The 14,664-nt window shown below is 61.4% G+C and carries 8 protein-coding genes and 1 pseudogene; 8 read left to right on the top strand and 1 reads right to left on the bottom strand.

Annotated elements, in window-relative coordinates; translation table 11 throughout:
* The first annotated feature begins 57 nt into the window (after positions 1-57).
* The 5 genes from yegD (at position 58) to KB892_RS07160 (ending at position 5,377) form a co-directional block, all read left to right on the top strand.
* On the top strand, positions 58-1,410 hold the full coding sequence (gene yegD, locus KB892_RS07180; RefSeq protein WP_048290721.1) for a molecular chaperone: 1,353 nt from the start codon (positions 58-60) through the stop codon (positions 1,408-1,410).
* A gap of 289 nt (positions 1,411-1,699) precedes the next feature.
* Positions 1,700-3,556 (top strand): sensor histidine kinase, encoded by a 1,857-nt coding sequence (locus tag KB892_RS07175; protein WP_004175214.1) that lies wholly within the window; start codon positions 1,700-1,702, stop codon positions 3,554-3,556.
* Positions 3,557-3,570: 14 nt separating this feature from the next.
* Positions 3,571-4,272 carry a response regulator transcription factor gene (locus tag KB892_RS07170; RefSeq protein WP_072353995.1) on the top strand — a complete coding sequence of 234 codons (702 nt, stop codon included), beginning with the start codon at positions 3,571-3,573 and terminating at the stop codon, positions 4,270-4,272.
* 237 nt (positions 4,273-4,509) lie between these two features.
* The gene (locus KB892_RS31425; protein ID WP_004180546.1) at positions 4,510-4,650 is read left to right on the top strand and encodes a small membrane protein; all 141 of its coding nucleotides are present in this window, start codon (positions 4,510-4,512) and stop codon (positions 4,648-4,650) included.
* A gap of 115 nt (positions 4,651-4,765) precedes the next feature.
* Positions 4,766-5,377: a helix-turn-helix transcriptional regulator gene (locus tag KB892_RS07160; protein WP_009483956.1), complete on the top strand. Its 612-nt coding sequence runs from the start codon at positions 4,766-4,768 to the stop codon at positions 5,375-5,377.
* 272 nt (positions 5,378-5,649) lie between these two features.
* Here the strand turns inward: KB892_RS07160 and KB892_RS07155 are convergent, their stop codons facing one another.
* A complete protein-coding gene (locus KB892_RS07155) occupies positions 5,650-6,882 on the bottom strand; it encodes a dicarboxylate/amino acid:cation symporter (RefSeq protein ID WP_168895374.1) in 1,233 nt (410 codons plus the stop codon).
* 342 nt (positions 6,883-7,224) lie between these two features.
* Between KB892_RS07155 and KB892_RS07150 the strand changes: the two are divergent.
* The 3 genes and pseudogenes from KB892_RS07150 to mdtC all read left to right on the top strand — a co-directional run bounded on the left by KB892_RS07150 (position 7,225) and on the right by mdtC (position 14,663).
* Positions 7,225-8,463 (top strand): annotated as a pseudogene (locus KB892_RS07150) (MdtA/MuxA family multidrug efflux RND transporter periplasmic adaptor subunit).
* The gene (locus KB892_RS07145; protein WP_004149055.1) at positions 8,463-11,585 is read left to right on the top strand and encodes an MdtB/MuxB family multidrug efflux RND transporter permease subunit; all 3,123 of its coding nucleotides are present in this window, start codon (positions 8,463-8,465) and stop codon (positions 11,583-11,585) included. The pseudogene KB892_RS07150 and the gene KB892_RS07145 overlap by 1 nt, the downstream one beginning before the upstream one ends.
* Complete coding sequence (gene mdtC / locus KB892_RS07140) at positions 11,586-14,663, top strand: multidrug efflux RND transporter permease subunit MdtC (RefSeq protein WP_072353996.1); 3,078 nt, start codon at positions 11,586-11,588, stop codon at positions 14,661-14,663.
* Position 14,664 lies beyond the last annotated feature (1 nt).

The following is a 14,664-nucleotide window of genomic DNA, read 5'->3' as shown; positions in this document are numbered from 1 at the left end:
GGCGACGATCCGCTAAAGTCGCCCCCCTTCTTCACCGGCATGGGGATTTTGCAGACGATGTTTATTGGTTTTGACTACGGCACCGCCAACTGTTCGGTGGCCGTGATGCGGGAAAATACCCCCCAGCTGTTAACGCTGGAAAACGGCAGCGCCCTGCTGCCCTCCATGCTCTGCGCGCCGACGCGCGAAGCGGTCAGCGAGTGGCTCTATCGCCATCATGATGTCCCCACCCACAGCGACGAAAACCAGGCGCTGCTGCGTCGGGCCATCGCCGCCAACCGCGACGAAGACATCGAGGTGCTGCGCAACAGCGTGCAGTTCGGTCTCGCCTCGCTGCAGCAGTATGTTGAAGATCCGCAAGAGGTCTACTTCGTTAAATCGCCCAAATCCTTCCTCGGCGCCAGCGGGCTGAAGCCGCAGCAGGTGGCCCTGTTTGAAGACCTGGTCTGCGCCATGATGCTGCATATCAAGCTGCAGGCCGAAAGCCAGCTGCCCGAGCAGATCGACCAGGCGGTGATTGGCCGACCGATTAACTTCCAGGGCCTCGGCGGCGATGAGGCGAACGCCCAGGCGCAGGGGATCCTTGAGCGGGCCGCCCACCGCGCCGGTTTCCGCGATGTGGTCTTTCAGTTTGAACCGGTGGCCGCCGGGCTCGATTTCGAAGCGACCCTCCGTGAAGAAAAGCGGGTGCTGGTCGTCGATATCGGCGGCGGGACCACCGACTGCTCCCTGCTGCTGATGGGCCCGCAGTGGCGGGAGCGCGCCGACCGCCAGCAGAGCCTGCTCGGCCACAGCGGCTGCCGCATCGGCGGTAACGATCTCGACATTGCCCTGGCCTTCAAATGCCTGATGCCCCTTCTCGGCATGGGTGGCGAAACGGAGAAAGGCACCGCGCTGCCGATCCTTCCGTGGTGGAACGCGGTGGCCATCAACGACGTGCCGGCGCAGAGCGATTTCTACAGCACCGCCAACGGCCGTCTGCTTAACGATCTGCTGCGCAGCGCCCGGGATGCCGACAAGGTGGCTCTGCTGCTGAAGGTCTGGCGCCAGCGTCTCAGCTATCGTCTGGTGCGCAGCGCCGAAGAGAGCAAAATCGCCCTCTCCAGCGCCGCCAGCGTCGAAACCGCGCTGCCGTTTATTCAGGACGAGCTGGCCACCGCCATCGCCCAGCAGGGTCTGGAAGCCGCGCTGGATCAACCGTTGACCCGCATTATGGAACAGGTGCAGCTCGCGCTCGACAGCAGCCAGACCACCCCGGACGTGATCTATCTTACCGGCGGCAGCGCCCGCTCGCCGCTGATCAAAAAGGCGCTGACCGCCCAGTTGCCGGGGATTCCGCTGGCCGGCGGCGATGATTTTGGCTCGGTAACCGCCGGGCTGGCCCGCTGGGCGCAGGTGGTTTTCCGCTAACCCCAGCCCACCGCTGCCGCGCAGCAGGTCTGTCCTGATCCTGGCGCTGCAGATTACGCTGGAATATTCCTGGTCTCCCACGCAAAATGGCCTGTTCGTCCGGACAGGCCTGTCCACTCTCCCCCGCTTCCGGGGGCGTATTATCCATACCGTAGCCAGACGTCTGCGGTCAGTAATCTTTGCATGCCGCAAGGGGGCGTGATTGAAAAGGGTGTCTGCGATCTTCGCGGCGGTCCGGCGTTGCCGGCCGCAGTTCCTGGCAGGCTGGCTGCTCAGCTGTGGATTATTCTTGCTGCTGGTCGCCCCACAGGCGCAGGCGGCGACGCGCCAGGTGGGCATTGATATTCCGGTCCAGTGGTACGCGGACGCCAGCGGCCAGATGACCATCGATCGCTTCGCCGCCCTGCCCACAGACCAGCTCGCCACCACCCGGCAGATCCCCTCCTTTGGTTATTCGCGAAAAACCTGGTGGCTGCGCAGCGAACTGCCGGGAACGTGGTTTGCCGGGGAGCCGCGCTGGCTGCAGCTAGGCCCCTCTTTTGTCGACCATCTGACTATTTACTACCGGCCTCTGGGCAGCGATGCCCCCTGGGCACAGCGCACCTTTGGCGACCGCGACGGCGCCCGCGAGAGCGACCTGCACTACCGCGAAAGCGTGCTGATCCTCCCCCCGCCGCCGACCGCCGCCGGCTATGAGGTGGTCTTTCGCCTGCAGAGCACCAGCACTCTGATCCTGCTGGCCTCGCTCTCTTCGCCGCAGGAATTTGTACAGCGGGCGACCGCCGACACCGCGTTCTGGAGCTTCTATTTCGGCCTGGCCGCCGTCGCCAGCGGCGTGGCGCTGTGGCTGGCGCTGGCCCTGCGCCGGCGTCTGCTGTGGGGCATCTGTCTTTTCTCGCTCAATTATCCGCTGGTGGCCGCCCTGCACGGCTTCCCGGAGTGGTTTTTCGGCCACGCGGCGCTGCCGTTCCAGGACTTCATGATCAGCAGCCTCTCCCTGTTCAGCTATGCCACCGCCCTCTGGCTGCACAGCGAGATTTTTGATCTGAAGAAGAATATGCCGCGACTTCATCAGCTGCTGATCGCCGCCGTGATACTCAACCTGGTACTGCAGGTCAGTATTCCGCTCGGGTTTTACGGCTTCGCGATGCAGATTGAAGGGGTAGTATTCATCATTATCACCCCGGTGCTGCTGTTCACCTCCTGGTGGCTGTGGCGCAAAAAAGCTATCGACCGTACCACCCTGCTGCTGGGTCTGCTGCCGCCGTTCTATGTCGTCGCCGCGGTGCTGGTGCAGTTGTCGATCCATGGGATTATCCCGTTCCATATGGCGATCTATTCCCTCTGGCAGTACGCGCTGATCGTCCACATCATTACGGTGCTGATCATTGCCATCCTGCGGGTGCGTGCTGAAAACCGCCAGCTGGAGCAGAAGCAGCGCCTGGCGCGCGAACTGCAGATTGAGCGTGAAGCCAGCTTCCACCAGCGGCAGTTTATGGGCATGGTGGCGCACGAATTCCGCACCCCGCTGGCGGTGATCCAGGCGGCGCTGGAGAATCTTCGCCTCTCGGCGGCCTCGACCAGCCAGGAGGCGCGCTTCGATCGCATCGGCCGCGCCGCCACCCGCCTGGTGCAGCTCACCGATAACTGCCTTGCCGACGCCCGGCTCGCCTCCCACGATCTGCACGTCGAGCGCCAGCAGACCGCCCTGCTGACGGTGATCAACATGGCCGCCTCGGTGGTGGCCATCTCCCATGATCACTACCTGAACATCCGCCAGCACGGCGCGGTGGAAAGCCCGCAGCTGCAGGCCGATGCCGGCCTGCTGTGCATCGCCATCGCTAATCTGCTGGATAACGCCGTCAAGTATTCGCCCCCCGGTGAAATCGCCATCGATATTCATTCCGATGCCGGGCAAACGGAGCTACGCATTCGCGACCACGGCCCGGGACTCCCCGCCGGACAGGCGGAACTGATCTTTGAGCGCTACCGCCGCGGCGAGCACACATCGCCGGTGCCAGGCGGCACCGGTCTCGGACTGTATGTTGCGCGTCAGATAGTGCAGGCTCATGATGGCAAACTGTGGCTGGCCGAGCATGGCCCGGACGGCTGCACCTTTATTCTCACCCTCCCCACGGTTGCTTAAGAGGAGAACGACGTATGGCTTTACGGCTGGCGATAATTGAAGATAACGCCGATCTGCTGGATGAACTGCTGGCCTGGCTGGGCTATCGCGGCTTCGAGGTGTGGGGGACGCGTAGCGCCGAAGCCTTCTGGCGGCAACTGCACAGCCATCCGGTGGATATCGTGCTGGTTGATATCGGCCTGCCCGGCGAGGATGGCTTCAGCGTACTGAACTATCTGCATGAGCTGGGGCACTACGGTCTGGTGGTGGTCAGCGCCCGCGGCCAGCAGCAGGATAAACTGCAGGCGCTGAGCCTTGGAGCCGATGCCTATCTGATCAAACCGGTAAACTTCGCCCATCTTGCCGAGACCCTCACCGCCCTCGGCGCGCGCCTGCGCCAGGACCGTCCGACGGCTCCGCCTGCGGAGGCGATCGGCACGCCGCCGGCCGTCTCCCCCGGCAGCTGGCGTCTGCAAGAGGATAAACTGATTTCACCCGACGCCCGGACGCTGGAATTAACCCAGCAGGAATATCGCCTGGTGGAGCTCCTGATGCGCAATCGCAACGAAGTGTGCAGCAAACTGGATCTCCATGCCTGCCTGTTTTCCCATGAAAGCGAGCCTGACCTGCACCGGATCGACGTGGTGGTTAGCCGCCTGCGTCACAAGGCACGCCAGCAGGGGATCCACCTGCCCGTTCGCGCAATCTTTGGTAAGGGACTGGCCTTTATTTCCTGAACGACGGGGCGCGTCGGCGGCCGCGCGGGATATAAAAAACTCGTAAGTGTTAATTTTTCTCATTTTCTGAGAGAAATGAGAGGAATGAGACTGACGATGACCTTAAGAACTTTCTTATAGTACTAGCACATCAGGATGATGGCGTAAGATTTTCACGGGACAGAAAAGCATATAACAAAACGTATTAGCCGTTCGCGGCAAATTCTGACACCATGCAACACAATCAGGGTAAAAACGATGGCCATGCAAACGTGGTTAGTTTTATTGCTATGCATTTTTTTCTTCAGCATCTCTGTATACAGTTTTATTTCCTATCTGAAAGACAGGAGGCGGCAGAAATTGACTTTTAACGATAAGCGTTCGATGCGTCGTAAATAATTCACTTTAAAATAATAAAAAATTATTGTAGGTACTTTTATATCTTCAACACACCGCATACGCCCGGAGGATTTGTCACAGCATGGCGTTATGTTTTGCGTAAGGAAATAACGCCATGAGAAACATTAATGTCACCATCAACACCCGCAACGCCTTTGTCCGTGAATCGCTGGTAGCCATGGTCAATGACCTCACCCGGGGCGATCTGCGGGCGCGTTTTTCCTGGCGTAACACCGATCTGTCAGCTGAAGATATCATTATCTGCGAAGTGATCCCCGGGGAAATATACCTGTGTAATACCCTGATTAAGAACAGAAAAAGAGGAAGCTCGCTGATTATCCTCCATAGCTATGACCAGCTGCCGGAAGATGAGTTCATGATTAACTGCCTGAAAGGGGTCATTTTTGTTTCGCTAAAAACGGCCAGTATTCCGCAATTGCTGACGATCATTAAAAGCGAGCTCCAGCATTGTATGACCCCCACGGCTACCGACGCCGCAGGCCGGGAACTCAGCTGCGCCAGCTGTCCGCATCGCGTGTTATCGCGATCGCAGACCGCCGTAGTGCACGGTATTCTCGAAGGGCTGGATATGAGTAAAATCGCCGCCCTGCAGCGTGTGAGTCCCCGCACCGCCGCCTATCATAAGAATAAGATCATGGAAAAATACAGCCTGAATAATAATCATGAATTTTTCCAGTTTATGAATCTTTTACGTGAGCGCTGGTAGGCAAACAGCAGCACAAAAAAAATAAGATATTGACCTGGCTATATTGTCGGAAATCCGAAAATAGCCGCAGGATGCTAAAAAATATCCAGCGCTGGCGGACATAACGTTAAACTCTGACGCTTCCTCGGTATAAAGACGTTACCGCCCGTCTTTATATAATAAAAAACACGCTACACGAGGAAAACTGATACTTCGTCACATTGCCCCTGACGTGCCTGTCAGGGGTCTTTTTCCGTGTGGAATAGCGCCCTCAGTGAAAGGGCGCGGCAGGATCAGGCTTCCGCTTTCTCCACTTCCCAGTCCGGCTGCGCTTCCTCGTCGGTCAGCAACCCTTCATTTTTCGACAGCATCGCGGTGGCGATGCCATTACCCAGCACGTTGATGGCAGAGCGCCCCATGTCGAGGAAATGGTCGATACCCATCAGCAGCAGGATCCCGGCGACCGGTATATTGAAGCTGGGGATCGTCGCCGCCAGCACCACCAGCGCCGAACGCGGCACCCCGGCGATACCTTTCGAGGCCAGCATCAGGGTCAGCATCATGACCGTAATCTCGCTAAAGCTCAGCGGCACGTTATAGGCCTGGGCGATAAACATCGCGGCGAAGGAGCAGTAGACCATCGAGCCAACGAGGTTGAACGAGTAGCCAATCGGCAGGACGAACGAGACGATATTGCGCGAGCAGCCAAACTTCACCAGTCGCTCGAGGGTCTTCGGATAGGCCGCTTCCGAGCTGCTGGTGGTAAAGGCCACCAGCACCGGATCTTTCAGCATGTTCAGCAGGCGGAAAACCTCTTTTTTCAGCACCATATAGCCGACGGCAATCAGCACCGCGCTGGTCAACAGCACCGCCAGGTAGTAGCCGCCGATGAACGAAGCATAGTTGAGCAGGATCCCCAGCCCCTGGGAGGCAATCACCGACGAGATGGCGGCGAAGATGGCCAGCGGCGCAACGTACATCACATAGCCCGTCACCTTCAGCATAATGTGCGACACCACGTTAAGGGCCGCCACCAGCGGAGCATTAAACTTCTCCCCCAGCGACGCGCCGGCGATGCCGAAGAACATCGAGAACACCACGATCTGCAGGATCTCGTTGTTGGCCATCGCCTCGGTGATGCTGGTGGGGATAGTGTGCGACAGGAATCCTTTCAGGCTCATGCCGCTGACCGCCAGGCCGGTATCCACCGCCTCTTTCGGCACCGTCAGGTTTAACCCGGCGCCCGGGTGCTGGAAGGTGACGATCACCAGCCCGACGAGAATGGATAATACCGAGGAGGTGATGAACCAGACCATCGCCTTGCCGCCTACCCGGCCGATGGTCGCCGTCTCGCCGAGGCGCATAATGCCGACCGTCAGGGTGCTGAACACCAACGGCGCGATGACCATTTTGATCAACCGCAGAAACAGATCGGTGAGCAGCGTAATATTGTCCGCCCAGGCGGAGACGGTGGTTGGCGTCGCGTAGGCATGGATAGCCGCGCCGGAGAGGATCCCCATCAGCATAAAAATGACGATGAAGAGCGTGAGTTTGTTTGCGTTTGCCACAGCAATGACCCCTGATTATTTAACACGTTGATTTTTAAGTGCATATTTTATTATTATGAGAATGCACTGATTTATTCACCGCATAAATCTAATTAAAGCCCCCGCGGATACAACTATTTTTTGCTTTTTTAAACTAAAAGTTGATATCACCCCGGATATCGGCCGCGGGAGCGCCCGGCGTCGCGGCGGTTATCCAGACATTTCTCAACCTTCTTTTCATAATTCCTCCATTTTTACGGCCCCTTCCCTCACTAAACTAGTATCATTCAGCGAAACGCTTCAGGATGAGACCGTAAACTAATGAAAGGCAGTAACATACGTCGTTGGGGCGCCGCGCTGGCGGTAGTGATTATCGCCGGGGCCGCCTACTGGTTCTGGCACGATCGCGGGACGAGCGGCAGCGGGGCTCCCGCCGCCGGGCAGGGCCCGCAGGGGCCGGGCGGCGCACGCCATGGCCGCTTTGGCGCCGCGCTGGCGCCGGTGCAGGCGGCCACCGCCACCGAAGAAGCGGTCCCGCGCTATCTCACCGGGCTGGGTACGGTGACGGCGGCCAACACCGTCACCGTCCGCAGCCGGGTCGACGGCCAACTGCTGAGCCTTCACTTCCAGGAGGGTCAGCAGGTCAAAGCCGGCGACCTGCTGGCGCAGATCGACCCCAGCCAGTTTAAAGTCGCTCTCGCCCAGGCGCAGGGTCAGCTGGCGAAAGATCAGGCCACCCTCGCCAACGCCCGCCGCGATCTCGCTCGTTACCAGCAGCTGGTGAAGACCAACCTCGTCTCCCGCCAGGAGCTCGACACTCAGCAGTCGCTGGTGGTGGAATCCGCCGGCACGGTGAAAGCTGATGAAGCGGCCGTCGCCAGCGCCCAGCTGCAGCTCGACTGGACCCGCATTACCGCGCCAATTGACGGCCGCGTCGGCTTAAAGCAGGTCGATATCGGCAACCAGATCTCCAGCGGGGATACCACCGGGATCGTGGTCCTTACCCAGACGCACCCGATCGACGTGGTCTTTACCCTGCCGGAAAGCAGCATCGCCACGGTGGTGCAGGCGCAGAAAGCGGGCAAAGCACTTAGCGTCGAAGCCTGGGATCGCACCAATAAGCAGAAAATCAGCGTCGGCGAGCTGCTGAGCCTCGACAACCAGATCGATGCGACCACCGGGACCATCAAGCTGAAGGCGCGCTTTAGCAATCTGGACGACGCGCTGTTCCCCAATCAGTTCGTTAACGCCCGCCTGCTGGTGGACACCCAGCAGAACGCGGTGGTGATCCCTGCCGCCGCGCTGCAGATGGGCAACGAAGGGCATTTCGTATGGGTGCTGAACGATGAGAATAAGGTCAGCAAACACAGCGTGACGCCCGGCATCCAGGACAGCCAGAAAGTAGTCATCAGCGCCGGGCTTTCCGCCTGAGATCGCGTGGTCACCGACGGGATTGACCGCCTGACCGAGGGGGCGAAGGTAGAAGTTGTCACCGCCAGCAGCGGCGAGCAGGCGCAGCCCGCCCCGCGCCAGAGCGGTAAACACGGAGCGCGTTCCTGATGCAGGTATTACCTCCAGGCCGCACCGGCGGCCCGTCCCGGCTGTTTATTATGCGTCCGGTGGCCACCACTCTGCTGATGGTGGCTATCCTGCTGGCCGGGATCATCGGCTACCGCTTTCTGCCGGTCTCCGCCCTGCCGGAGGTCGATTACCCGACCATTCAGGTAGTCACCCTCTATCCGGGCGCCAGCCCGGACGTGGTGACCTCCGCCATCACCGCCCCGCTGGAGCGCCAGTTCGGCCAGATGTCCGGCCTTAAGCAGATGTCGTCGCAAAGCTCCGGCGGCGCCTCGGTAGTCACGCTGCAGTTCCAGCTGACCCTGCCGCTGGACGTCGCCGAGCAGGAAGTTCAGGCGGCCATTAACGCCGCCACCAACCTGCTGCCGAGCGATCTGCCCAACCCGCCGGTCTACAGCAAGGTGAACCCGGCGGATCCGCCGATCATGACCCTCGCCGTCACCTCCTCCGCCATCCCGATGACCCAGGTTGAGGACATGGTGGAGACCCGGGTGGCGCAGAAGATCTCCCAGGTTTCCGGCGTCGGTCTGGTGACCCTCGCCGGCGGCCAGCGCCCGGCGGTGCGGGTGAAGCTTAACGCCCAGGCCATCGCCGCCCTCGGCCTGACCAGCGAAACCGTGCGCACCGCTATCACCAGCGCCAACGTTAACTCCGCGAAAGGCAGCCTCGACGGCCCGGCCCGCGCGGTGACGCTTTCCGCTAACGATCAGATGCAGTCCGCTGAGGATTATCGCCGGCTGATTATCGCTTATCAGAACGGGGCGCCGATCCGGCTCGGCGATGTCGCCAGCGTCGAACAAGGGGCCGAAAACAGCTGGCTCGGGGCATGGGCCAACCAGCAGCGGGCCATCGTGATGAACGTCCAGCGCCAGCCGGGGGCCAACATCATCGACACCGCCGACAGCATTCGCCAGATGCTGCCGCAGCTCACCGAGAGCCTGCCGAAATCGGTGAAGGTGCAGGTCCTCTCCGACCGGACCACCAACATCCGCGCCTCGGTGCGCGACACCCAGTTTGAGCTGATGCTGGCCATCGCCCTGGTGGTGATGATCATCTACCTGTTTCTGCGCAACGTGCCGGCGACCATTATTCCCGGCGTCGCGGTGCCGCTGTCGCTGGTGGGCACTTTCGCGGTGATGGTGTTCCTCGACTTTTCGATCAATAACCTGACGCTGATGGCCCTGACCATCGCCACCGGCTTCGTGGTGGATGACGCCATCGTGGTGATCGAGAACATCTCGCGCTATATCGAAAAAGGCGAGAAGCCGCTGGCCGCCGCGCTGAAGGGCGCGGGGGAGATCGGCTTCACCATCATCTCCCTCACCTTCTCGCTGATCGCGGTGTTGATCCCGCTGCTGTTTATGGGCGATATCGTCGGCCGCCTGTTCCGCGAATTCGCCGTCACCCTTGCCGTCGCTATTCTTATCTCGGCGGTGGTCTCCCTGACCCTGACGCCGATGATGTGCGCCCGTATGCTAAGCCACGAATCGCTGCGTAAGCAGAACCGATTCTCGCGAGCCAGCGAGCGTTTCTTCGAACGGGTGATCGCCGTCTATGGCCGCTGGCTGAGCCGGGTGCTGAACCATCCGTGGCTGACGCTCGGCGTCGCCCTGAGCACCCTGGCGCTGTCGATTATCCTGTGGGTCTTCATCCCGAAAGGCTTTTTCCCGATCCAGGATAACGGCATTATCCAGGGTACCCTCCAGGCGCCGCAGTCGGTCTCCTTCGCCAGCATGGCCGAGCGCCAGCGGCAGGTGGCCAGTATTATCCTTAAGGATCCGGCGGTGGAGAGTCTGACCTCCTTCGTCGGCGTCGACGGCACCAACCCGGCGCTGAACAGCGCCCGTCTGCAGATCAACCTCAAGCCGCTGGACGAACGCGACGACCGCGTCCAGACGGTGATAAGCCGCCTGCAGCAGGCGGTGGACGGCGTCCCCGGCGTGGCGCTCTACCTGCAGCCGACCCAGGACCTGACCATCGACACTACGGTGAGCCGCACCCAGTACCAGTTCACCCTGCAGGCAAACTCCCTCGAGGCGCTGAGCACCTGGGTACCGCCGCTGCTCAGCCGTCTGCAGGCCCAGCCGCAGCTGGCCGACGTCAGCAGCGACTGGCAGGACAAAGGCCTGGCCGCCTATATCAAAGTGGATCGCGACAGCGCCAGCCGCCTCGGCATCTCAATGGCCGATGTCGATAACGCGCTGTACAACGCCTTCGGCCAGCGGCTGATCTCCACTATTTACACTCAGGCGAATCAGTATCGCGTGGTGCTCGAGCAGGATACCGAGGCGACGCCGGGCCTGGCGGCGCTGGAGAATATCCGTCTCACCAGCAGCGACGGCGGCATCGTGCCGTTGACCGCCATCGCCACGGTGGAGCAGCGCTTTACCCCGCTGTCGGTGAACCACCTCGATCAGTTCCCGGTGACCACCATCTCGTTTAACGTCCCGGACAACTACTCGCTGGGCGAAGCGGTGGAGGCGATCCTCGCCGCCGAACAGTCGCTGGATTTCCCGACCGATATTCGCACCCAGTTCCAGGGCAGCTCGCTGGCCTTCCAGTCGGCGCTCGGCAGCACCGTCTGGCTGGTGGTCGCCGCGGTGGTGGCGATGTATATCGTGCTGGGGGTGCTGTACGAGAGCTTTATCCATCCGATCACGATTCTCTCCACCCTGCCCACCGCCGGGGTCGGGGCGCTGCTGGCGCTGTGGCTGGCGGGCAGCGAGCTGGACGTGATCGCCATCATCGGAATCATTCTGCTGATCGGCATCGTGAAGAAGAACGCCATCATGATGATCGACTTCGCGCTGGCCGCTGAGCGCGAGCAGGGCATGCCGCCGCGGGAGGCGATCTACCAGGCCTGTCTGCTGCGTTTTCGGCCGATCCTGATGACTACCCTCGCCGCCCTGCTCGGCGCCCTGCCGCTGATGCTGAGCACCGGCGTCGGCGCCGAGCTGCGGCGTCCGCTGGGGATCGGCATGGTCGGCGGTCTGATGCTCAGCCAGGTGCTGACCCTGTTCACCACCCCGGTGATCTATCTGCTGTTCGACCGCCTGTCGCTGCACCTGAAGCGCCGCTTCCCGCGTCAGGAAGAGGAGGCGTAAGTGAAGTTTTTCGCCCTCTTCATTTACCGCCCGGTGGCGACGATCCTCATCTCGCTGGCCATCACCCTGTGCGGCATTCTCGGCTTCCGGCTGCTGCCGGTGGCCCCGCTGCCGCAGGTGGACTTCCCGGTGATCATGGTTAGCGCCTCGCTGCCGGGAGCCTCGCCGGAGACCATGGCCTCGTCGGTGGCCACCCCGCTGGAGCGCTCCCTGGGGCGGATTGCCGGGGTCAATGAGATGACCTCCTCCAGCTCGCTGGGCAGTACGCGCATCATTCTTGAGTTTAACTTCGACCGCGATATCAACGGCGCGGCGCGCGACGTTCAAGCGGCGATCAACGCCGCGCAAAGCCTGCTGCCGAGCGGAATGCCCAGCCGGCCGACCTATCGCAAAGCCAATCCGTCAGATGCGCCGATCATGATCCTGACGCTGACCTCGGACACCTACTCCCAGGGTGAGCTGTATGATTTCGCCTCCACCCAGCTGGCGCAGACCATCGCGCAGATCGACGGCGTGGGCGATGTCGACGTCGGCGGCAGCTCCCTGCCGGCGGTGCGCGTCGACCTCAACCCGCAGGCGCTGTTCAACCAGGGCGTGTCGCTGGACGCGGTGCGCACCGCCATCAGCGACGCCAACGTGCGCAAACCGCAGGGGGCGCTGGAGGACAGCGCGCACCGCTGGCAGGTGCAGACCAACGATGAGCTGAAGACCGCCGCCGACTATCAGCCGCTGATCGTCCACTATCAAAATGGCGCCGCGGTGCGGCTGGGAGATGTCGCCACCGTCTCGGATTCGGTGCAGGACGTACGCAACGCCGGGATGACCAACGCCAAACCGGCGATCCTGCTGATGATCCGCAAACTGCCGGAAGCCAATATTATCCAGACGGTGGACAGCATCCGCGCCCGCCTGCCGGAGCTGCAGCAGACCATTCCGGCGGCTATCGACCTGCAGATCGCCCAGGACCGCTCGCCGACCATCCGCGCCTCGCTGGAGGAGGTGGAGCAGACGCTGGTGATTTCGGTGGCGCTGGTGATCCTCGTGGTGTTCCTGTTCCTGCGCTCGGGGCGCGCCACACTGATCCCGGCCGTCGCCGTCCCGGTATCCTTAATCGGCACCTTCGCCGCGATGTATTTGTGCGGCTTCAGCCTCAATAACCTGTCGCTGATGGCCCTGACCATCGCCACCGGCTTCGTGGTGGATGACGCTATCGTGGTGCTGGAGAATATCTCCCGCCATCTTGAGGCGGGGATGAAACCTCTGCAGGCGGCGCTGCAGGGGAGCCGTGAGGTCGGCTTTACCGTGCTGTCGATGAGTCTGTCGCTGGTGGCAGTGTTCCTGCCGCTGCTGCTGATGGGCGGCCTGCCCGGCCGCCTGCTGCGCGAGTTCGCCGTCACCCTGTCGGTGGCGATCGGCATCTCGCTGGCGGTCTCCCTCACCCTGACGCCGATGATGTGCGGCTGGCTGCTGAAAAGCGGCAAGCCCCACCAGCCGACGCGCAACCGCGGCTTTGGCCGCCTGCTGGTGGCCGTGCAGGGCGGCTATGGTAAATCGTTAAAATGGGTGCTGAAGCATAGCCGGCTGACCGGCCTGGTGGTGCTGGGCACCATCGCCCTCAACGTCTGGCTCTACATTTCGATCCCAAAAACCTTCTTCCCGGAACAGGACACCGGGGTGCTGATGGGCGGCATTCAGGCCGACCAGAGCATCTCCTTCCAGGCGATGCGCGGCAAGCTGCAGGACTTTATGAAGATCATTCGCGAAGATCCGGCGGTGGATAACGTCACCGGCTTTACCGGCGGCTCGCGGGTCAACAGCGGGATGATGTTTATCACCCTCAAGCCGCGCGACCAGCGCCACGAGACGGCGCAGCAGGTGATCGACCGGCTGCGCAAAAAGCTGGCCAACGAGCCCGGGGCCAACCTGTTCCTGATGGCGGTGCAGGATATCCGCGTCGGCGGCCGGCAGTCGAACGCCAGCTATCAGTACACCCTGCTGTCCGACGACCTGTCGGCGCTGCGCGAGTGGGAGCCGAAGATCCGCAAAGCGCTGGCGGCGCTGCCGGAGCTGGCGGACGTCAACTCGGATCAGCAGGACAATGGCGCCGAAATGGACCTGGTCTATGACCGGGATACCATGTCGCGCCTCGGCATCAGCGTCCAGGACGCCAACAACCTGCTGAACAACGCCTTTGGCCAGCGGCAGATCTCTACCATCTACCAGCCGCTCAACCAGTATAAGGTGGTGATGGAGGTGGATCCGGCCTACACCCAGGACGTCAGCGCCCTGGATAAGATGTTCGTCATTAACAGCGACGGCAAGCCGATCCCGCTGGCCTACTTCGCCAAATGGCAGCCGGCCAATGCCCCGCTGTCGGTGAACCACCAGGGGCTGTCGGCGGCATCCACTATCTCCTTTAACCTGCCCACCGGCCGCTCGCTGTCGGAAGCCAGCGAGGCCATTGACCGCGCGATGACCCAGCTCGGGGTGCCGTCGAGCGTGCGCGGCTCCTTTGCCGGTACCGCTCAGGTGTTCCAGCAGACCATGAACGCGCAGGTGATCCTGATCCTCGCGGCTATCGCCACGGTCTATATCGTGCTGGGGGTGCTATATGAGAGCTATGTGCATCCGTTGACCATCCTCTCGACGCTGCCCTCCGCCGGGGTGGGCGCTCTGCTGGCGCTGGAGATCTTCGATGCCCCGTTCAGCCTAATCGCCCTGATTGGGATTATGTTATTAATTGGCATCGTTAAGAAAAACGCCATCATGATGGTTGATTTTGCCCTGGAAGCGCAGCGCAACGGCAACCTGACGCCGGAAGAGGCGATTTTCCAGGCCTGCCTGCTGCGTTTCCGGCCGATTATGATGACCACCCTCGCCGCGCTGTTCGGCGCCCTCCCGCTGGTGCTCTCCGGGGGCGATGGCTCTGAGCTGCGCCAGCCTCTGGGGATCACCATCGTCGGCGGTCTGGTGATGAGCCAGCTGTTAACGCTCTACACCACGCCGGTGGTCTATCTTTTCTTTGACCGTCTGCGGCTGCGTTTTTCGCGTCACTCCTCTCAACCGGTAAGCGAATAAC

Source organism: Klebsiella sp. P1927 (assembly GCF_018204675.1).
In the GTDB taxonomy this organism is placed as follows: Bacteria; Pseudomonadota; Gammaproteobacteria; order Enterobacterales; family Enterobacteriaceae; genus Klebsiella; species Klebsiella pneumoniae.
Note: the sequence above shows the minus strand (reverse complement) of the source record. Positions and strands in the feature narration are given on the sequence as shown.

Bases quoted from the DNA above. Each gene is read 5' to 3' on its own strand.
- yegD (WP_048290721.1), top strand. From the start codon at position 58: ATGTTTATTGGTTTTGACTACGGCACCGCCAACTGTTCGGTGGCCGTG.
- KB892_RS07145 (WP_004149055.1), top strand. From the start codon at position 8,463: ATGCAGGTATTACCTCCAGGCCGCACCGGCGGCCCGTCCCGGCTGTTT.
- KB892_RS07170 (WP_072353995.1), top strand. From the start codon at position 3,571: ATGGCTTTACGGCTGGCGATAATTGAAGATAACGCCGATCTGCTGGAT.
- KB892_RS07155 (WP_168895374.1), bottom strand. From the start codon at position 6,882: ATGCTGATGGGGATCCTCTCCGGCGCGGCTATCCATGCCTACGCGACG.
- KB892_RS31425 (WP_004180546.1), top strand. From the start codon at position 4,510: ATGGCCATGCAAACGTGGTTAGTTTTATTGCTATGCATTTTTTTCTTC.
- KB892_RS07160 (WP_009483956.1), top strand. From the start codon at position 4,766: ATGAGAAACATTAATGTCACCATCAACACCCGCAACGCCTTTGTCCGT.